At 71.3% G+C, this 20003-nt stretch carries 18 protein-coding genes; 5 read left to right on the top strand and 13 right to left on the bottom strand.

What is annotated here, in order from left to right; translation table 11 throughout:
* Nucleotides 1–133 precede the first annotated feature (133 nt).
* On the top strand, nt 134–661 hold the full coding sequence (locus tag OG429_RS04225; RefSeq protein ID WP_328923916.1) for a DUF1269 domain-containing protein: 528 nt from the start codon (nt 134–136) through the stop codon (nt 659–661).
* A gap of 19 nt (nt 662–680) precedes the next feature.
* On the opposite strand, the gene OG429_RS04220 is transcribed toward OG429_RS04225, so the two are convergent.
* The gene (locus tag OG429_RS04220) at nt 681–1898 is read right to left on the bottom strand and encodes an FUSC family protein (protein WP_328923915.1); all 1218 of its coding nucleotides are present in this window, start codon (nt 1896–1898) and stop codon (nt 681–683) included.
* Between the two features lie 499 nt (nt 1899–2397).
* Here OG429_RS04220 and OG429_RS04215 point away from each other — a divergent pair, with 499 nt between their 5' ends.
* A complete protein-coding gene (locus OG429_RS04215) occupies nt 2398–2805 on the top strand; it encodes a DUF5133 domain-containing protein (RefSeq protein WP_328923914.1) in 408 nt (135 codons plus the stop codon).
* Nucleotides 2806–2868: 63 nt separating this feature from the next.
* Here OG429_RS04215 and OG429_RS04210 read toward each other — a convergent pair whose 3' ends face one another.
* Both OG429_RS04210 and OG429_RS04205 read right to left on the bottom strand, forming a co-directional pair.
* Entirely contained in the window at nt 2869–3963 is a 1095-nt protein-coding gene (locus tag OG429_RS04210; RefSeq protein ID WP_328923913.1) for an amidohydrolase family protein, read from the bottom strand.
* Between the two features lie 52 nt (nt 3964–4015).
* Nucleotides 4016–5407 (bottom strand): cytochrome P450 family protein, encoded by a 1392-nt coding sequence (locus OG429_RS04205; protein WP_328923912.1) that lies wholly within the window; start codon nt 5405–5407, stop codon nt 4016–4018.
* Between the two features lie 332 nt (nt 5408–5739).
* Between OG429_RS04205 and OG429_RS04200 the strand changes: the two genes are divergently transcribed.
* Nucleotides 5740–6285: a hypothetical protein gene (locus OG429_RS04200; RefSeq protein WP_328923911.1), complete on the top strand. Its 546-nt coding sequence runs from the start codon at nt 5740–5742 to the stop codon at nt 6283–6285.
* Between the two features lie 34 nt (nt 6286–6319).
* Here OG429_RS04200 and OG429_RS04195 read toward each other — a convergent pair whose 3' ends face one another.
* Nucleotides 6320–8731 (bottom strand): excinuclease ABC subunit UvrA, encoded by a 2412-nt coding sequence (locus tag OG429_RS04195; RefSeq protein ID WP_328923910.1) that lies wholly within the window; start codon nt 8729–8731, stop codon nt 6320–6322.
* Nucleotides 8732–8884: 153 nt separating this feature from the next.
* A complete protein-coding gene (locus OG429_RS04190; protein ID WP_328923909.1) occupies nt 8885–9241 on the bottom strand; it encodes a VOC family protein in 357 nt (118 codons plus the stop codon).
* 288 nt (nt 9242–9529) lie between these two features.
* On the opposite strand from OG429_RS04190, the gene OG429_RS04185 reads away from it, so the two are divergent.
* Nucleotides 9530–10051: a hypothetical protein gene (locus OG429_RS04185; RefSeq protein WP_328923908.1), complete on the top strand. Its 522-nt coding sequence runs from the start codon at nt 9530–9532 to the stop codon at nt 10049–10051.
* A gap of 83 nt (nt 10052–10134) precedes the next feature.
* Here the strand turns inward: OG429_RS04185 and OG429_RS04180 are convergent, their stop codons facing one another.
* Entirely contained in the window at nt 10135–11082 is a 948-nt protein-coding gene (locus OG429_RS04180) for a helix-turn-helix domain-containing protein (protein ID WP_328923907.1), read from the bottom strand.
* Nucleotides 11083–11179: 97 nt separating this feature from the next.
* Between OG429_RS04180 and OG429_RS04175 the strand changes: the two genes are divergently transcribed.
* Nucleotides 11180–12211, top strand: a complete 1032-nt coding sequence (locus tag OG429_RS04175) for a saccharopine dehydrogenase NADP-binding domain-containing protein (RefSeq protein ID WP_328923906.1) — start codon at nt 11180–11182, stop codon at nt 12209–12211.
* A 33-nt stretch (nt 12212–12244) separates the two neighbouring features.
* On the opposite strand, the gene OG429_RS04170 is transcribed toward OG429_RS04175, so the two are convergent.
* The 7 genes from OG429_RS04170 to OG429_RS04140 form a co-directional block, all read right to left on the bottom strand.
* Nucleotides 12245–12448, bottom strand: a complete 204-nt coding sequence (locus OG429_RS04170; RefSeq protein WP_328923905.1) for a hypothetical protein — start codon at nt 12446–12448, stop codon at nt 12245–12247.
* Nucleotides 12449–12598: 150 nt separating this feature from the next.
* On the bottom strand, nt 12599–12856 hold the full coding sequence (locus OG429_RS04165) for a hypothetical protein (RefSeq protein WP_328923904.1): 258 nt from the start codon (nt 12854–12856) through the stop codon (nt 12599–12601).
* Nucleotides 12843–13133: a DUF6400 family protein gene (locus tag OG429_RS04160; RefSeq protein WP_328923903.1), complete on the bottom strand. Its 291-nt coding sequence runs from the start codon at nt 13131–13133 to the stop codon at nt 12843–12845. The genes OG429_RS04165 and OG429_RS04160 overlap by 14 nt, the downstream gene beginning before the upstream one ends.
* A 123-nt stretch (nt 13134–13256) precedes the next feature.
* Nucleotides 13257–14396 (bottom strand): substrate-binding domain-containing protein, encoded by a 1140-nt coding sequence (locus tag OG429_RS04155; RefSeq protein ID WP_405959070.1) that lies wholly within the window; start codon nt 14394–14396, stop codon nt 13257–13259.
* 45 nt (nt 14397–14441) lie between these two features.
* Nucleotides 14442–15491 carry an ABC transporter permease gene (locus OG429_RS04150; RefSeq protein ID WP_328923902.1) on the bottom strand — a complete coding sequence of 350 codons (1050 nt, stop codon included), beginning with the start codon at nt 15489–15491 and terminating at the stop codon, nt 14442–14444.
* Nucleotides 15488–17059, bottom strand: a complete 1572-nt coding sequence (locus OG429_RS04145; RefSeq protein WP_405680511.1) for a sugar ABC transporter ATP-binding protein — start codon at nt 17057–17059, stop codon at nt 15488–15490. Before OG429_RS04145 ends, OG429_RS04150 begins: the two co-directional genes overlap by 4 nt.
* Before the next feature lie 111 nt (nt 17060–17170).
* Nucleotides 17171–19933 carry a SpoIIE family protein phosphatase gene (locus tag OG429_RS04140; protein WP_328923901.1) on the bottom strand — a complete coding sequence of 921 codons (2763 nt, stop codon included), beginning with the start codon at nt 19931–19933 and terminating at the stop codon, nt 17171–17173.
* Nucleotides 19934–20003 lie beyond the last annotated feature (70 nt).

The following is a 20003-nucleotide window of genomic DNA, read 5'->3' as shown; positions in this document are numbered from 1 at the left end:
CGGCCTGGCGGGCCAGGACCGGCGGGATCCCCCGGATTCAGCGTGTCACGGCGGCCTCCCATCGGCATTCCGGCCTTCCGCGCCTGCCTGGCCCCCGCGGTGGTGGGATGCTGAGACCGTCCGAAGGATCGGCGTGCGCCGAGGTCCCGGCGCCAACCGGGAGGTGCTCATGTCGGAGCTGATGGTGATCGGGTACGACGATCCCGAGACGGCCCGGCAGGCCTACGCCACCGTCCAGGAACTCCACCGGGACCACGTCATCAGCGTGAGCGGGCTGGCCGTGGTGTCCGTGGACGCGCAGGGCGAGACGCACGTGGACACACCGAGCCGTCTCATCGGCCCGTCGGCCGCGGCGGGCGCCGTGTGGGGCATGGTCTTCGGCGTGCTGTTCCTGCTGCCCGGCGTCGGGCTGGTGGCCGGCGCCGCGGTGGGCGGGATCCTCGGCAAGCTCGTCAAATCCGGCATCGACGAACGGTTTCGCGGACAGGTCCAGGACCTGCTCAAGCCCGGGACGGCGGCCGTGGCGGTCATGGGCCTGGTGGCTGCGGAGGACAGCTTCACCGAAGCCATGCAACGGCACGGCGGCACGGTCTTGAAGACCTCGCTCGACGCCACGGAGGAGCGGGAACTGGCCGAGCAGCTCGCCGGCTCCCAGCCGTAGGTGCGCAAACGGGTGACGACTATCCGCCCGGTCCGTCCTCGTACCGGCGCAGCCGCTGGGCCATCCTGTGCAGGCGCGGAAAGCGCTCCCGCTGCTCGCGGGCGTGCCGGTCGAGCTCCTCCAGGAGCCGTTCGGACCGCTTCTCGACCCCGAGCTCGTCCAGCACCCGGTCCGCTTCGGCGAGCAGCGCCCCGTGCAGCTGCCATTGCGCGGGGTGGTCCCGGACCTGTTCCAGCAGGAGCTCCGCGAGGCGCTCACGGCTGGAACGTGCCGTGCCCAGCTCCTTGATCAGCCGGGCTTCGGCCTCCTCGGCGTTGACGCTGACCTGCGCCGTGATCAGCTCGGCGAAGGCCTCCACGGCCATGGCCATGTGGCCGTACAGGTCTCGCAGGGCGCCGCTGATGGCGGGCGGCAGCAGGGGCTGCTCCACCCGGACCTTGGCGAGGTCGGTGAGCGTCCGGCAGGACACGCGCAGGACGACCGCGCAGATCTCCAGCGTGTCGAGCCCGGTGCGCAGCACCAGACTGAACAGGGCGCCCTCGCGGACGCGGGGGTTCAGGCGCAGACTGTCCTCCGCCTGTCTGAGGGCGCCGTCCACCTGGGCGATGTCGTTGTCGAGGCGGCGCGCTTCGTGCAGCCGGGCGGCCGCCTCCGCCACCGTCGTGCTGCCGCCCAGTTCGCCGCCGATGTGCTGGAGCAGGGTACGCATGCGCGCGGCGAGGTCGGTGATGGCGTCACTGGCGGGCTGCACCCACACGGGGGGAACGAACAGGACGTTGAAGAGAAGGCCGACCGCGGCGCCGATCAGCGTCTCCAGCACCCGGTCCCACGCGGTGTCCGCCACTCGGGTCACGCCCAGGACCAGCATGGCGCTGATCGCGACCTCCGGGACGAACTCGCCGGCCTTGACCACGCGGCCGATGACGAGCGAGGCGAGGATGATCAGGCCCAGACTCCACCAGGTCAGCCCCACCAGGGCACTGAAGCCGATCGCGAGGACGACCCCGGCGACGACGGAGTTGACGCGCCGGATCCCGGTGGTGAGCGTGGTGAAGAGGGTCACCTGCACCACGAGCAGCGCGGTGAGGGGCGCGGTGAGCGGCGCCGGCTCGCTGCTGAGCTGGAGTGCGACGACGTACGAGACGACGGCGGCGGCCGTGGAGCGCAGCGCCTGGGTGACGGCGGGTTCCTGTCGTCGCCGTACGAATTGCCGTAGTGGGGCCATTGTCTGCGTCATACCCCCGCGCCTTCCCTGTCGGCCCCGGCACACGCCCCGCCACGGACAGACCGGGTCCCGGTCGGCGGAGGGGCGTACGACGCAGGGGCGCACGGTGGCGAGCGGCCACGCGAGCCCCGGCTCGGCCGCATCCTCGCCCAGGGGGTCCGGCGCGGGCATCGGCCGCGGTGCGCCGCGCTGCCCGTTCACCCGGAAGGAGCCGCCGCAGAACGCCTGGCCGACGGCGGCGCCGCCGATCGCGCGGGTTCGGCGGCCGGCGGATCACTTTCCGGGGGACTCGACACGCTGCGTGGGTGTGCCGCGTCCTCCTGTGCGCGCGCAGCTCCCATACTGCTTGCCAGCACGGACCCGGTCCAGGACGAGGAGATGGCACGTGACGCTTCCTGCTGCTTCCGAGCAGTGGCCACCTGACGCGGTGGGAGTATGCGCGGCTGCTGGTCGAAGTCCCCTGAGGCCCGCCCCCGAGCAGCCGACGAGGGTGTGGGCGCTGGGGATCCTCATGGCGGCGACCCCCTGCACCGCTTCGGCGGCGGGGGAGATCCTCGACGCGGCCGCGAGGGCGGCCGCCGTCACGGCGCGGCAGGTGGTCGCGGCGTTGGCGGAGCGTTCGCGGGGCGGGCAACCGCCGCGGCGGATCGAGCGTGCGCTGCGGCTGGCGGTCGAAGCGGCGCGGGCCCCGGCCGCCGAGCCGTCGTGCGCGCTGGTGCCCGAACTCGGCCGGGTGACCGAGGTGCTGGATCGTTTCCGTGCCTCCCGGGCCCGGCTCCGGGCGGATCCTGCCGACGCGGAGGCCCGGCAGGGGCTGGACGACGCGGCCTACACGCTGTGCGTCCTGATGGGCCGGCGCACCGCGTACCAGGCCCTGCGGTCGGCGGGCGAGTACGTGGCGTCGCATCCGGGTTCCTGAGCCCGTCCCGTCCCTCAGCCCGGGGATGCCGCGCGCTCCCGCCACTCGTGGGGCGCGCGGCAGTCAGACGCTGGCCAACTGCGGAATCAGGCGCATCGCGTTGTCGTGGTAGATCCCCTTCAGCTGCCCGGGTGTCAGGGCGGGGTCCGCCTCCAGGGCGGGGATCGCCAGCTTCGTGACGGTGTCCGCGGGGGCGGCGGGCCAGTCCGTGCCGAAGAGGAGGTGGTCGGCGGGTACGTGGTCGAGGAGCGCTGCCGCGCCGGGCATGGGACCCACCGTGTCGTAGTAGAAGCGGCGCAGGTGGTCGCGTACCGCGGCGGGTTCGAGCGGTGGGTCGCAGAACCGTCCGAGGGCCTCCAGACGACCGGCGATGTACGGCAGGAAGCCGCCGGCGTGCGGCAGGATGACGGCGATGTTCGGGAACCGGTCGAGCGTCCGATGGGTGATCATGTTGACTGCGGCCCGCGTCGTGTCCAGCAGGAAGTCGCACATGAAGTTCGGAATGCCCGGAACCGTCACCGCCCCGGGCGCACCGTCCGGGAGATTGTGCGGATGGGTGTCGACCACGGCGGAAGCGTCGTTCAACTCGTGGAACACGCGGTCGTACGTGGGATCGCCGAGGTAGACGCCTCCGTAGTTGGCCGTCACGTTCACACCGACGGCGCCGAGCTGTCCGAGCCCGCGGCGTACGGCCCAGGACGACGCGTCGAGGTCATCGAGGAACAGCGGCACGTAGAAGGAGAACCGTCCCGGATGGGATGCCGCCACCTCCAGCGCCGACTGCATCGTGATGTTGATCGCTTCACGCAGCTGCGCCGATGAGCGGTAGCGCGCTGGCAGCATGGGCTTGAGCACGGCTGTCGCGATGCCCGCCCGGTTCATGAAGCCGATCGCGGCGTCGATGTCGAGCCGTGACCACGGAGGCATTTTCTCCGGTTTGATCAGGCCGTGACGTGCGGCCCACTCGCGCCATTCCGGTGCGCAGAAGTGATGATGCATGTCGATCTTCGACGGCGCCCCGCGTGTTTCGCCCAGGTCCGGAGCGGAAGGGTCCCGCGCGAGGCCGACGCTTCCATCGGCGCCCGCGGCGGAGACCAGCGGATCGTCCGCCGGTGTTCCGAGGAGACTCACCTTGGAGGTGCTCGCGGAATCCGTCATGCCAAATCCACCGTCCGTCGGGTCTGCGCCAGTTGGTCAGTCGGTCAGTCGGTCAGTCTGTCGATCTGTTGGTCTGCCAGTTTCCGGAGGTCACGGAGGTCGCCGGGCTTGCGGAGGACACCGCCGAGGCGGAGGACGTCACCGTGGCCACGGGCGCCGTGGCGGGGCGAACGGCCGCCGGCCGGGACGGCTCCAGGACGAGCCGGAGCTCCTGGAGCCCCCGGAATGCCGGCATCGGCCCGGTGAGCCATGCCGCCCCGTTCCCTTCCCCCGTGTTCGCGAGTTCCATCTCCGGGAACTCCCGCAGCAGGCAGGAGAGTGCGATCTCGAGTTCGAGCCGCGCGAGCGGAGCGCCCAGGCAGTAGTGGGTGCCGTGGCCGAAGCCCAGGTGCGTGCCCTGCAGGCCCTCGCGTGTCACGTCCAGTACGTCGGGTGAGTCGAACTTCTCGGGATCACGGTTCGCCGAGGTGATGGCGATCTGGACGAGGGAACCCTTCGGGATCACCGTTCCCCGGATCTCCGTGTCCTGCGTCGCGTACCGGAACGTCGACGTCTCCACCGACCCCTCGAACCGCACGATTTCCTCGACCGCCCGCGGAATCAGCAGTGGGTCCCTCCGGAGCTTCTCCAGCTGATCCGGATGGAGCAGCAGGTTCAGCACGGAGTTGCCGATCTGGAACGCGGTCGTCTTGTGTCCGGCGAAGAAGAGGACCCACAACGACGAGATCAGTTCCGCGTCTTCCAGTCCTTCCTCCGCCCGGATGAGGTCGGTGAGGAAGGAGTCCGACGGATGGGCGCGCGTGTACGCGATGAGCTGGGCCAACCGGTCGCGCAGCCACCCCTCGGCCGCCTGCAGCTCCGCCCCCATCCGGGGATCGAACCTCGCGCGCGACACCACCGCGAAGTGGGCCAGGATCTCCGGACGGTCCCCTTCGGGGATGCCCATCAGGTCGCACAGGACCGCGATGGGAAGCGGGAACGCGAACGACGACATCAGGTCGACGGCGTCGCTCTTGCTGCACGCGCCGAGCAGGCTCTCCGCGATCGCGGTGACCTTCGGCCTCATCTCCTCCACCCGGCGGGGGGTGAAGCCGCTCCGCAGAACCCGGCGCAGCCGCGTGTGCCGGGGCGGGTCCGAGTTCAGGACGTTGTCGTCGAGCGCGTCGAAGAAGCTGCCGTACACGGCGTGGTACGTGTCGATGGCCCCGCGCATGTCCTTGCTGAAGCGCGGGTCCGACAGGGCGTCCCGGGCGTCTTCGTAGCGGGTGATGAGATAGGTGTCGACCCCGTGCGGAGGCGTCAGCAGGCACACCGGGGCCTGCTCGCGCAGGGCGGCGTAGACGGGATGGGGGCACGCCCGGTAGTCCGGCGCGCCCCTGGACACGGCCGACACGAGGTCAGGCAGCGCTCCGCCGCTGGTCGGTGCCGCGTTCTCCTGCGTCATGTTCCGCGCCCTCCGTGACACTCGAGTTCTGCGGACACACGGGTTCCCTGCGGGAGCGCGGCGTGAAACCACCCGTGGCTCGATGGGGTGAGCCGCTTCCGCCGCACGTCACCGCCCGCGGCTGCCCGGGCCGGACCGGGAAGGGGCTCGGCGGGCCCGGCGGACGTGGGCAGCGACACGGTCCGCGGGGCCCGGCCCGCCGTCACCCGACCGGCTGTCAGCCGACCTGTCGGGCCGTGTGGCGGGCCGGCGGATCGCGGGACAGGCTGCTCGTGAAGTCAGCCCGTCCCGAGGAGCCAGCCCCCGGGGAGCTCACCGCAAGGAGTCCGCGCATGGTCCGACGTCTCGCCCCGGTCCTCACGATCGCCGCCTCGCTGACCCTGGCGCTCGTCGCCGCTCCCGGGGCCGGAGCCGATCCCGGCGAAGCCGCGGCCCCCACCGCTGTCACGTACGTGGCGACCGCCAGGTTCCAGCGGCACGCCAACGCGGTGAAGGCGGGCTATGTGCCGGACAAGTACTGCGTGGTCAACCGGGCGGGGCCGGGGGCACTCGGCTACCCGCACTTCAACCACTCGTACGACAATTCCCTCGACCCGGCGAAGCCCACCGCCCTGTTCTACGAGGACGACGGGCGTGGGGGCAAGCGCCTCGTCGGGGTCCAGTGGCTGGTCTACGACCGTGACCAGAACACGGCGACGGACGACGACCGGCCCACCATGTTCGACACGCCCTTCACCGGCCCGCACCGCGGCAACTTCCCTGGCCAGCCCGTCCACTACGCCCTGCACCTGTGGCTCGGGAAGAAGAACCCCCTCGGCGCGTTCGAGACGTACAACCCGACGGTGAGGTGCCTGCCCGGCACCACCCGTCCCAAGTAGTCCGTCCGGCGGTCCGCCCCGCAGCCGGCCCCGGTCAGGCGCCGACGTAGGCCGCGAGGTGCTCGCCGGTAAGGGTGGTACGCGCGGCGATGAGGTCGGCGGGAGTGCCCTCGAAGACGATCCGGCCGCCGTCGTGGCCGGCGCCGGGGCCGAGGTCGATGATCCAGTCGGCGTGTGCCATGACGGCCTGGTGGTGCTCGACGACGATGACCGACTTGCCCGAGTCGACGAGCCGGTCGAGCAGGCCGAGCAGTTGCTCGACGTCGGCGAGGTGCAGTCCGGCGGTCGGCTCGTCGAGGATGTAGACGCCGCCCTTCTCGGCCATCTGCGTCGCCAGCTTGAGCCGCTGCCGCTCGCCGCCGGACAGCGTGGTGAGCGGCTGGCCGATGGTGAGGTAGCCCAGCCCGACGTCGGAGAGCCGACCGAGGACGCGGTGTGCGGCCGGCGTGCGCGCCTCGCCGTCGCCGAAGAACTCCTCGGCCTCGGTCACCGACATCGCGAGCACCTCGCTGATGTCGCGGCCGCCGAGGTGGTAGTCCAGCACCGCCGCCTGGAACCGCTTCCCCTCGCACTCGTCGCAGGGGGTGGCGACGCCGGCCATCATCGCCAGGTCGGTGTAGACGACGCCGGCGCCGTTGCAGTTGGGGCAGGCGCCCTCGGAGTTGGCGCTGAACAGTGCCGGCTTCACGCCGTTGGCCTTCGCGAAGGCCTTGCGGATCGGGTCGAGCAGTCCGGTGTACGTCGCCGGGTTGCTCCGGCGCGAGCCGCGGATCGCGCCCTGGTCGATCGACACCACGCTTTCGCCGGTGGCCTCCGACCGCCCGGGCAGCGAGCCGTGTACGAGCGAGCTCTTGCCGGAGCCGGCGACGCCGGTGACGACGACGAGCACACCGAGCGGGATGTCGACGTCGACGCCCTGCAGGTTGTGCGTCGTCGCGCCGCGGATCTCCAGCGTGCCGGTGGGCTTGCGCACCGTCTCCTTGACGGCGGCCCGGTCGTCGAAATGGCGGCCGGTGACGGTGCCGCCGGCCCGCAGCCCCTCTACGGTGCCCTCGAAGCAGACGGTGCCGCCCGACGCGCCGGCGCCGGGGCCCAGGTCCACGACGTGGTCGGCGATCGCGATCGTCTCCGGCTTGTGCTCGACGACGAGCACCGTGTTGCCCTTGTCCCGCAGCCGCAGCAGCAGGTCGTTCATTCGCTGGATGTCATGGGGGTGCAGGCCGATGGTGGGCTCGTCGAAGACGTAGGTCGTGTCGGTGAGCGAGGAGCCGAGGTGGCGGATCATCTTCACGCGCTGCGCCTCGCCGCCCGACAGCGTGCCCGACGGCCGGTCGAGCGAGAGGTAGCCGAGACCGATCTCCGAGAACGAGTCGAGGGTCCCCTGCAGTGCCGCGAGCAGCGGTGCCACCGACGGCTCGTCGAGGCCGCGGACCCATTCGGCCAGGTCGCTGATCTGCATGGCGCAGGCGTCGGCAATGTTGATCTTGTGGATCCGCGACGAACGGGCTCCCTCGCTGAGCCGGGTGCCGTCGCACTCGGGGCACGTGGTGAAGGTGACCGCCCGCTCCACGAACGCCCGGATGTGCGGCTGCATCGCCTCCTTGTCCTTGGACAGGAACGACTTCTGGATCTTGGGGATCAGTCCCTCGTAGGTGAGGTTGACGCCCTCGACCTTGACCTTGGTCGGCTCCCGGTAGAGGAAGTCGTGCATCTCCTTCTTGGTGAACTTGCGGATCGGCTTGTCCGGGTCGAGCAGGCCCGACTCGGCGTAGACCCGCACGGTCCAAAAGCTGTCCGACTTCCAGCCGGGGATGGTGAACGCGCCCTCGGCGATCGACTTGGAGTCGTCGTAGAGCTGGGTGAGGTCGATGTCGGAGACCGAGCCGCGGCCTTCGCAGCGCGTACACATGCCGCCGGTGCGCGTGAAGGTCCGCTTCACGGTCCTGGTCCTGTCGGTGCCGCGCTCAACCGTGACCGCACCGCTCGCCCGGACCGAGGCGACGTTGAAGGAGAACGCGTTGGGCGAGCCGATGTGCGGATCGCCGAGCCGGCTGAAGAGGATGCGCAGCATCGCGTTGGCGTCGGTGGCGGTGCCGACCGTGGAGCGTGGGTCGGCACCCAGCCGCTGCTGGTCGACGATGATCGCGGTCGTCAGCCCGTCGAGTACGTCGACCTCCGGACGCGCCAGCGTCGGCATGAAGCCCTGCACGAAGGCGCTGTAGGTCTCGTTGATCAGCCGCTGCGACTCCGCGGCGATCGTGCCGAAGACCAGTGAGCTCTTGCCCGAGCCGGAGACACCGGTGAACACCGTCAGCCGTCGCTTCGGGATCTCGATGCTGACGTCCTTGAGGTTGTTGACGCGCGCCCCGTGCACGCGGATCAGGCCGTGGCTGTCCGCAACGTGCGGCGCAGGCGACTGCGTGTCCGCCCTCTTGGCCATGCTCATCGTGTCTCCATCTGTTACGAGGAGCCGCCCTGCGCGGTCTCCGTCGGTGTCGCCTGGGTCGATTCAACCAGCTTCAGTCGGTACGTCCCGTTCTCATCCGCTTCGGTCCCTGGAGCCTCCGGGCCCCGGCCGTACAGGCGAGCCGGGCGGCGCTCACTGGTCCTGGAGCAGCCCGAGGACGTTGCCGTCGGGGTCGGTGACGGTGGCCACGAGACGGCCGCCACCGACGTCGTGCACGGGCTCCTTCACGCTGGCGCCCGCGGCGGTCACCTCGGCGAGCTTCGCCTCGATGTCCTCCACGTGCCAGTAGGCCACCGGCGAGGTGATGCCCTGCGCTCCACCGTTCGGCACCAGCCCGATGGACTGGCCCTCGGCCTCGAAGCCGACGTAGTAGGACTCGTCGGTCTGCGGAGGTACACCGAGCAGGGCGGCGTACACGCCCTTGGCCTTCGCCAGGTCGGAAACGGGATGCAGAACGGTCTTGATCCCCTGGGTGGAAGAGCTGGTCATCGTCACTCCTGAAGCCGTGGGTCCGGGTCGGGACCGCCCGTCCGGAAGACGGACGAGCGGGAGGTGGTCCGGAGGCCGTCGGCCCGATCGCCCGGCCGGTGACCTCCAGGACGCCCACGCTAGCCGCGGCCCGGGGGCCGGGGCTTCTCGATTCCTGATCGGTCGGTCGCGTGTTGGGGGAGACCCGGCGCTGTCATCGACTGACCAGGAGCTGTGCCCCCTGCTCCTCGTACGAGTGATCATTGGTGTCCCCGTGAACGGGTGCGGCATCGTCGCGAGGATGCGCGCATGCGACTCACCTCTTCCTTGCCGCGCCGTGTCCTCGTCCCGTTCGCGGCCGCCGTCGCGCTGCTCACCACAGCCGCCTCCTCCGTGGCCACCGCGGCGGAGGCATGCGGTTCGATCATCACCGCCCCTCTCGCCCCACCGGTCTCCGCCGACGACAGCTGCCCCAGCACCGACCCGGTCGTGTGCCGGATCCGCGTCCTGCCGATGGACGAGAAGGTCGAGGCCCAGCGGACCCGGATGCGGTACCACGGCCTCCTGGAGGACATGCACCGGACCGAGGCCGACATGCGCGCGGCCGGGGCCGGCGACGAGGAGATCGCCCGCGAGCTGGTCGACAGGCGCAACCAGGCCAAGGAGATCACCCGCGCGGGCATGACCCCGGCGGAGGTCCGCATCCTGGAGGAACGGAACACGGCCAAGTACGGCAACCCGCTCGGCCCGACAGCGGACCAGCCGGACAGCACCGCAACTCTGTCTCCGGGGCGGGGCTTGGCGGGGTGGCGAGGATCCGTCATCCGGTGATCGTAGGAGGCCGGTGGGCCTCATGCCGCAGGAATCCTTCAGGACCGGACGCGACCCGGCCCTCCAGCGCGGGCCCGTAGCGGTCAGGCCGGCTTCGCGTTGTGGAACGCGCGGCGGTAGCTGTCGGGCGGGACGCCGACGACCCGTTTGAACTGGCGCCGCAGCGTCGTGGCGGTCCCCATGCCGGTGGCCAGGGCGACCGCCTCGATGGTCTCGTCGGTGGCCTCCAGCAACTCCTGGGCGCGGCGTACGCGCTGGGTGATGAGCCACTGGATGGGCGTCTGCCCGATCACCGAGTGGAACTGCCGTCCGAGATTGCGCGGGCTGGTGTTCGCCTTTCGCGCCATGTCGGTCACCGTCAGCGGTTGGTCCAGCCGCTGCTGCACCCACGCCAGCAGCTGGGCGAGCGTGTGGTCGCCCGCGACGTGCACCGGCGTGGCGACGAACTGGGCCTGACCGCCGGGCCGATGGGGCGGCATGACGAGGCGCCGGGCGACGGAGTTGGCGACGGCGGCACCGTGGTCGAGATGGATCAGGTGCAGGCAGAGGTCCACCGCGGCGGCCTTGCCGGCAGCGGTGAGCACGCTGCCGTTGTCCGTGTACAGCACGTCCGGGTCGACCACGGCCCGCGGGTGGCGTGCGCTCAGCTCCGCCGCGTGCGCCCAGTGGGTGGTGGCCCGTCGGCCGTCCAGCAGTCCCGCGGCCCCGAGCACGAACGCCCCGGTGCACAGGGAAGCGACCCGGGCGCCCGCGGCGTGGGCCGCGCGCACCGCTTCGATCACCTCGGCCGACGGCGGATCGTCGATGTCGGCACACGCGGGCACGATCACGGTGTCGGCTCCGGCCAAGGACTCCAGCCCGTGGTCGGGCTCGACCGTGAACGGGCCGACCCGTGCCGGCCCGGTGCCGCAGAGCAGTACGTCGTACCAGCCCTGCGTGGCCTCGCGCGGGGGATTGCCGAAGATCTCGTAGGCCACGGCCAGCTCGAAGTGCAGCAGGTCACCGGCGGTCAGCAGCGCGACAGTGGGCATGTCCGAAAGTGTACGTGTGATGTCGTTCCAGACCATCACGATCGGGTTCCGGCCGCCGCGAGACTGGGTTCATCAGCACATCGAGAGCGGGGGAACCATGAGTACACCGGCTGCAGTTGTGGTCTACGGGGCGACAGGGCACACGGGTCGCTTCGTCGTCGCCGAACTGCGCAGGCGCGGCATCGCCACCGTCATCTCCGGCCGTGACGCGGCCCAGTTGGAGGCGCTGGCCGCCGAGTGGCCGGGCGTGGTGGTGCGGCCGGCCACCGTGGACGACGCGGGCGCACTGGACCGGGCCCTCGCGGGCGCTGCGGCCGTCATCAACTGCGCAGGACCGTTCGCGGTGACGGGAGGCCCGGTCGTCGAGGCCGCCCTGCGTGCGGGGATCCCGTACGTCGATGTCGCGGCGGAGATCGAAGCGAACGTTTCGATGTTCGCCGACCATGCGGAAGCGGCCCGAAAGGCAGAGAACCCCGTGGTGCCGGCGATGGCCTTCTACGGCGGCCTGGGCGATCTGCTGGTGACCGCGGCGATGGGGGAGTGGACCACCGCGGACGTCGTGCACGTCGCGTACGGGTTGACCAGCTGGCATCCCACGGCGGGTACGCGCGCGGCCGGTCAGGTGTCCCACGAGCGTCGCGCGGGCCGGCGGGTGCGGTTCGCGGACGGAGCGCTGCAGTACCACGACGACAAGGCAGCAGAGCTGGAGTGGGACTTTCCGGAGCCTCTCGGCCGACGAGCGGTGATCGCGGATTTCACCATGGCCGATGTCGTCACCGTTCCCAGCCACCTGGCCGTCCCCGCGGTACGCACCCACATGAGCGTCGAAGCCGCGAGGGACCTCGCCGACGAGGACACGCCGTCGCCGGAGCCGGTCGACGGCCTGGGGCGGTCGGACCAGACGTTCGTCGTCGACGTCCTGGTCCGCGCGGGTGACGTCGAGCGCCGCGCCACGGCCCGGGGCCAGGACATCTACGCGGTCACCGCACCGCTGGCGGTGGAGGCCGTCCAGCGCATCCTGGCCGGACGGACGCGGAGGACGGGCGTGGCCTCGGCGGGCGCGATGTTCGACGCGGCGGACTTCCTCCGGGCGCTGACCCCGCACGTGTCGGTCGAGCTTCCGCACTGACCGGCCGGACGAGGACGAGGCCGTCGCGAGGGGCTATCGGTCCTCGGAGGCGTTCTTCGCGGTCTGAAGGGCCTGGTTGGCGATGGTGATGGCTTCTTGATCGTGGCCCGCCGCCTTCGCCGCCTGGGCCTGGCTGAGGGATACGCGGAGCAACTCGACGGTGTGTTCCGGCAGGGTGGTCGAGGCGACGGTGTCTTCCAGCTGCCGGATGATGCCGGTTGCCAGGTCCTCGGACATGGGGCCGTCTCCTCTGTCGCAGATCAAGGTCATGCGACGGTGCCACGGCGCGGGGTGCAGAACAAGGCGCCTTGCGGACGGACCACTCTCATGCGTGCACCCGAGGCGGTTCCCCCTGCCTCGGGGTTTCCCGCCGGCGGGCCGGAGCCCTCAGAGTCGCGGCAGGCCGCTGGTGATGCGGTTCCACACGGAGCGGGTGGCCCCGAAACCGGTCTCGTGCACCCAGACGTGGGTGCAGCCCGGGCACTGCAGGTGGAGCAGGCTGCCGGTGTTGGACAGCATGTAGCGCCAGTGCCGGGAGCAGCTCCGGCCGTCCCCGCACGGCTCGCACTCGCCGGTGTCGAGGCAGTTGGGGCAGGGCACCCAGGCGCGGCGTCCGGGGTCGGCCTGCGGGTCAAGGGGCAGCATGGCCGCTCCCTCGCCGGGGAAGCACATGGGCCGCGACCAGGTCGTCGTACAGGCGCTGCTGCTGCTCGTCGAGGCCGGAGTACAGCAGGTCGTACGCCGCCTCCTCGCCCTGCAGGACCTCGATCGGGTCCCAGTCGGGGCCCAGAGCGGCCATCACCTGAGCCCGTCGGAGAACCTCCTGGGAGGTGAGGTCGACGGTGAAGTCGATCAGCCCGGGGGCGGGCGGGCGCGGGTCGGCGGGGTTGCTGGGATCAGAGGGCGGCGTGGGCTGGGGCATGACGCAGAACTTAGGTAGGCCTTCCTTTCCGGGTCAAGGGAGGGTGGGCGGATTCACATCGGCCGCCCCGGGCGGAGCCCGTCGGCAGTGCGGCGGTGAGCGCGCCGACCGCGTACGGGGCCGCTACCCGCGCCAGATCTTCTCGTACGCCTCGCGGTAGCCGGACGGGTCCCAGGACGTGGCACCGCTGCTGTTCTCGGCCGCGGCGACGTGGACCGGGGCGACGTAGCCGCTGGCGGGCCGGCCCGCGAACGCGCGATTGAACTCGTCGATGATCTGCCAGCCCTGCTGGGACAGGGGCTCGGGGACGGTCGCGGCCTGGAACTGCTTGCTGTTGATCCGCTGGAAGGCGGAGGGGTCGCCGTCGCCCGCGCCGATGTTGAAGGGCGGCCCGGAGCCCGGTTGGCCGGCCGCGCGGAGCGCCGGGGCGGCGTCGGCGAAGTAGAGATCGTTGATGGCGACGGAGTACGTCCACTCGTCCTGGAAGCGGGACAGGAGGGAGGACACCTCCTGGGGGGCGCGGCTGCTCGCGTCCGGGATGGGGATGTTCACGTACGCCAGGAGCCGGACGCCGGCGCAGGTGGCCAGCCCGCGCTTGATCAGTTCGGCCTTGTGCCTGGCGAACGGGATCGAGTCGTCGGTGAACAGGACGGTTCCGGCGCTGCCCTTGGACCGGGCGATGATCCAGTCCGCGCTGATCTTCGCCACGTCCTCGACCTTCGTGGTGATGTTGGTGAAGAGCTCGGGCTTCTCGCTCGGGCCGGGGGAGGCCACCGCGTGCCAGCCGATGAGCGGGATCCCCGCCGCTCGGGCCCGAGCCACCTGCTGCGAGGTCAGACCGGGATCGAAGCCGCCGATGACGATGCCCGAGGGCTTGAGAGTGATCGCCTGGCTGAGCGCGGCCTGGATGCCGGCGGGCGTGCCCTCTCCGTCGATCACCCGGACCCTCCAGCCGGTGATCTTCGCCGCTTCCTCGAGGCCCTTCGCGACGCCCGCGACACCGGGGTTGGTCATGGTCTGCGCGACGTAGACGATGGTCCTGCCGGGAACGGCCGCGGGGCCCGTGGTGGGGCCGGTCCACGACGCATCGGTGTTCTCGGCCTGCCGGACGGCCGTCTCGGCCTTCGCGAGGGTGGCGGGGCAACCGGCGTCCGACGGCCCGGTGCCGGCGGCCTGTGGGCCGCGCTCGCAGCCGGTGGCCAGGGCGGCGGCTGCCGCGAGCAGGGCTGCGACTGTGACGGTGGTCTTGCGGTTCGAGTACACGGTGCTCCTGACGCGGGTGCGCGTACGAAGTGTTCGAGCAGGGCTCTAGGGGCGGCTCTGGGGGCGGCTGTCCGCGGGGGAGCGGCGGGTCGCGGCGGCGCCGCTGCGCAGGCGGCGGCGGGCCTCGTAGCCGGCCAGGCCGACGGCGATGAGCAGGGTCATGCCGTTGAACAGCGGCGTGGCCCAGAACTGGGCGCCGAGCTGGCCGATGCCGGCGAGGCCCACGGCGAGGACGGCGACGGCCACGAGGGTGCCGAGCGCGTTGGCACGGCCGGGTCTGATCGTGGTGGACCCGAGCAGCGCACCGACGAAGGCGGGCAGCAGGTAGTCCAGCCCGACGCTCGGGTTGCCGGTCTGCTGCTGGGCGGCGAGCAGCACCCCGGCGAAGCCGACGACCAGGCCCGAACCGGCGAACGCGTAGATGGAGTAGGTGCGGGTGGGGATGCCGATGATGCCGGCGGTGCGCGGGTTGGAGCCGATGACGTACAGGTACCGGCCGAGCGGCAGCCGCTCCAGAACCACCCAGAGGACGGCTGTGATGGCGAGGACGTAGAAGGCGGGCAGCGGCAGGCCGAGGAATCTGGAGTCGTAGACGTCGGTGAAGGAGGCCGGCAGGCCGTCCGGGCCCGGGACGATCCGGGTGCCGTCGGTGATCCAGCCGGTGCAGGCGTACATCATGCTGCCGGTGCCGAGCGTGGCGATGAAGGAGTCGATCTGCCCGAACTCGACGATGACGCCGTTGAGAGCGCCGGCCACCACGCCTCCGACGACCACCGCGAGGCAGGCGACGGGCCAGGGCCAGCCCTCGTTGACGATGAGGTGCATCACCATGACGTGCGCGAGGCCCAGCCCGTAGCCGATGGACAGGTCGAACTTGCCGGTGGCGATGGGGATCGTCGCGCCGAGCGCGACGATCGCGGGGATGGATTGGTTGGAGAGGATCGAGGAGACGTTGTCCCGGGTGGGGAAGGTGCCGGGCAGAGCGAGGGAGAAGACCAGGAAGAGCAGGCAGGCGAGGGCCAGGAGGCCGTAGGTGCCGAGGAGATGGCCGTGCAGGCGGTCGGCCAGGGACCGGAGCGAGGGAGGGATGGTCATCGGCTCGTCGCGGCTCCGGTGATGGGGGGCATGGCCGAAGCGGTCCGGGTGAGTTCGGTGACGGTGAGGGCGTCGCCGGTCAGCTCGGCGCCCACGGTCCCGCGGACGAAGACCAGAGCGCGGTGGCACACCTTGGCGACCTCTTCGAAATCGGTGGAGATGAGCAGTACCGCCAGGCCGGAGGCCAGCGCGTCATCGAGCAGCCGGTAGATCGTCGCCTTGGCACCGACGTCCACGCTGGCGGTCGGCTCCTCGAGGATGAGCAGGCGCAGGCTCCCCCGGAGCGACCGCCCGACCATCACTTTCTGCTGGTTGCCGCCGGACAGGGTGGCGATGGGCACCTCGCTGTCGCGGGGGTGCACCGAGAACCGGTCGATCAGCGCGGTGGCCTCGGCGCGCTCGCGCCGCGGGCTGATCCAGCGCAGCGCGGGCACGCCGGCTGCCCGGGGGTTCGCCAGGAAGTTCTCCCGTACGGTCAGTTCGGCGGCGCAGCCTTCCTCCTGACGGTTGCCGGCCACGAGGCCGACGCCGGAGTCGAGGGCGTCCGAGACCGTACGGGGGTGGTACGGCCGGCCGTCGAGCAGCGCCCGTCCGCCGAGGACCGGCCGGGCGCCGGCGAGGGCGCGGCCCAGGTCCATGTGGCCCGCGCCGGTCAGACCCACCATGCCGAGGATCTCGCCGGCCCGCAGGTCGAGGCTGACCCCTTCGGTGTACGCGGTGCTCAGGCTGTCGAGGCTGAGGAGGGGCGGGCCGGCGGCACGCACGGCGGCGGAGGTGGTGGCGGGGGCGTATCCGGCCGGTTCGCGGCCCACGATGGCGCGCACGAGGCGGGCGGGACCGTATCCGGCGAGCGGACCCCGGGCGACCAGGCGGCCGTCACGCAGGACGGCGAACGAGTCGGCGACCTTGTACACCTCGTCGAGCCGGTGGCTGACGTAGAGGATGCCGTGTCCGCGGTCGCGCAGGGCGTGCAGTACGTCGAACAGCCGGGCGCAGTCCTCGGCGGGGAGGGTGGCGGTCGGCTCGTCGAGGACGATGAGCTCGGCCCGTGCGGCCAGGGCGCGGGCGATGGCGACCAGCGAGCGTTCGGCGGGGGCGAGGTCGGCGATCCGGGCGTCGGCGTCCAGATGCCCGGCGACGATCCGCAGGGCATCTTCGCAGCGCACTCGGGCCTGCCGCCAGGAGACCAGTCCGCAGCGCCGTGGGTAGCCGGTGCCCAGGGCGATGTTCTCGGCCACCGTCATCCACTCGACGAGACCGAGGTCCTGGTGGATGAAGGACATGGCGCGGGTGGCGCCGTGGGAGCCGAGCGGGTGCCCGGCCACCGTCACCTCGCCCTCGTCGGCGTGGTGGACCCCCGCGAGCACCTTGATCAGGGTGGACTTCCCGGCGCCGTTGGGACCCAGCAGGGCGAGGACGCTGCCCCGGTGGATGTCGAGGTCGACCGAGGCCAGCGCGAGAGTGCCGCCGAACCGCTTGCCGAGACCGCGCATGCGGACGAGGGGTTCGTCGAAGCGCGCGGGCGAGGGTGAGGGCGGGCCCATCGAGGTGTCGGGAGCGTCATGCACAGACTTCTCCGGGGGTCGGCCTCCGAGTTCTTCCCGACTGCATGAGGGATTCTATGTGGATCTGACACCGTATATGCGGTATTTACCTCTCCCGAATGCGCCGGTCGCAGGTCACGCCGCGTCCAGGCTGCACTCCGCCCAGATGACCTTGCCGTCGGTGGTGTAGCGGGTGCCCCAGGCCTGGGCGAGCTGCGCGACGAGGAACAGGCCACGGCCGCCCTCGTCCGTGGTGGCCGCATAACGCATGCGCGGGGCGGTGCTGCTGGCGTCGTGCACCTCGCAGATCAGGGCGCGGTCGCGGATGAGGCGTACCCGGATGGGCGCGGTGCCGTACCGGACGGCGTTCGTGACGAGCTCGCTGAGCAGCAGTTCCGTGGCGAAAGCGGACTCGTCCAGCCCCCACTCGCTCAGCCGGCGCACGGCAGCGGCACGGACGTCGGAGACGAGGGCCGGGTCGGAGGGCAGGTCCCAGGTGGCGATCCGGTCGGAGGGCACGGCGTTGGTGCGGGCGACGAGCAGCGCGATGTCGTCGGCGGGATGCTCGGGTGCCACGGCGTCGAGGACCGCTTGGCAGGTGTCCTCGGGAGCACGGTCCGGGTGGGCCAGTACGAGGCGCAGCTCGTCGAGGGCCGCGTCGACGTCGCGGTGGCGGTCGTCGAGGAGTCCGTCGGTGTAGAGGACCAGCTGGCTGTGTTCGGCGAGGCGGATCTCGACCGATTCGAAGGGCAGGCCGCCGAGGCCGAGAGGGGGCCCGGCGGGCAGGTCGAGGAGGGTCACGGTGCCGTCGGGTAGGACCAGCGCGGGCGGAGGGTGGCCGGCGCGTGCCATGGTGCACAGCTGTGAGGTGGGATCGTAGATGGCGTACAGGCAGGTGGCGCCCACGATGCCGGTGCTGCCGAAGGCGGGATTGTCCCCGTCCTCCTCCCGGTCGAGGCGCACCATCAGGTTGTCCAGGTGGGTGAGGAGTTCGTCGGGGGCGAGTTCCAGTTCGGCGAAGTTGCGTGCGGCGGTGCGCAGCCGGCCCATCGTGGCGGCGGCGTGCAGCCCGTGGCCGACGACATCGCCGACCAGGAGGGCGACGCGGGTGCCGGAGAGGGGGATGACGTCGAACCAGTCGCCGCCCACTCCGGACTCGGCGGGCAGGTAGCGGTGGGCGACCTCGACGGCCCCCTGCTCGGGAAGGCCGCGCGGCAGCAGGCTGCGCTGCAGGGACAGGGCCAGGGTGTGTTCGCGGGTGTAGCGGCGGGCGTTGTCCATGCAGAGGGCGGCGCGGGCGGCGAGTTCCTGGGCCAGCGAGCGGTCGTCGTCCCCGTAGGGGCCGGGGTCCTGCGAACGGTAGAAGCTGGCGATGCCCAGGAGGACGCCGCGGGCGAGCAGGGGGACGGTGATGAGCGAGTGGATGTTGTGGGCGAGGAGGCGTTCGGCGTGCTCGGGGTCCTGGGAGATCCAGCCGAGGGCGGCCTTCAGGTCGGGGTCCAGGACGGGTTCCCCCGTGGTCATGCAGCGCATGTGGGGCGTGGCCGGCTGCAGGGTGACCTGCTGTCCCACCGGGTAGAAGGGGCAGTCCTCGCGGATGCCGTGGACCACCGCACGGTGCATTTCGGCGGTGGGGTGGTGGGACTCCTCGCCGCGCAGCACGGCCTCGGGCAGGTCGATGGTGACGAAGTCGGCCAGGCGCGGGACCGCAGTCTCGGCGAGTTCCCAGGCGGTGCGGCTCACGTCCAAGGTGGTGCCGATGCGGTTGCTGGCCTCGGCCAGCAGCTCCAGGCGACGTCGTGCCGCGACGGCGTACTTCCCCACCTCCGGCTCGCCCACCAGCACCAGTCCTCTGACCATGCCGTCGGCGGAGTCGGCGGTGCGCGGCGCGCCGGGTGTACGGACCGTCGTCGGCGCCGGACCGGGTGTGACGCGGGGGCGGTCGTGGGCGGGCGTCGGGGCGGGGGCGTGCCGCTCCGAGTCCTCGGGGATGAGCGCCTCGATGACGACGCCCTCCACCCCGGAGGGGCTCGTCACGGGACGGCTCACGAGGGTGACCCGGCGGTCGTGGGACAGCGATACCTCGACGGCCGCCCGGTGGGCCGCGGACATCAGCTCGGTGGCCTTCTGCTTGAGGATCATCTGGTCGTTCTGGTCCAGGTCGCTCTGGAGCAGCTCGTCCATTCCGAGGGGGTACCCGTTGTGTGTGCCCTCGCTGATCCGGGCCCGGCTCCCGGCATCGAGGTACGCCTGCAGCAGACCGCGCTCACGCGCCGAACTCTGCTCCATCAGCCGTCGTTCGATGGCCTCGGCCGCCCTGCGTACCAGGGGGACGAGCGACGGGTCCGCGTCGGTGTAGGGATATCCGAGGCACAGGACGCCCTCGATGTGCCCGCTGATCTGGTCGCGAACGGGGATCGCGGTACAGGCACTTGACTGGGAGCGCTCGGCGAAGTGCTCGGCGCCGTAGACCTGGCAGAGCCGCCTCTCCGCGAGCGTGAGACCGATGCCGTTCGTCCCCGCGAACTGCTCGGCGAACACGAAACCGGGAGTGCTCTGGATCGCGGGCAGGCGGGTGGCCATGGACTTCTCTCCGAAACGGCGTTCGAGCACCGTGCCGTGCCCATCGGCGAGACTGATGTTCATCTGGCTGCCCGCGAAGATCGATTGCAGCCGGTCGAGGACGGGCTCGGCGGCGCGGACGAGCGGACCCTCCGGGTCGAAGTCCTGGGAGAAGGGAAGCTCGGACTGGCCCGGCGACAGCCCCAGCAGCCGGCTGCGCTGCCACGAGCTCAGGATCGGACTTCTCACGCTCCCCTCGACCGACTCGACCGATTCGCCGTGCAGGAACCGGTCACGGGAACGCACGGGGCCGATGCGCTCTTCCACGACCCCCATCTGCACCACTTCCCTCACCGGAATGGTCTCGATAGCCAGATTTGAGTATATTCCTCACGTTTTCAGGATG

It is taken from the genome of Streptomyces sp. NBC_00190, from assembly GCF_036203305.1.
Classification (GTDB): Bacteria; Actinomycetota; Actinomycetes; order Streptomycetales; family Streptomycetaceae; genus Streptomyces.
Note: the sequence above shows the minus strand (reverse complement) of the source record. Positions and strands in the feature narration are given on the sequence as shown.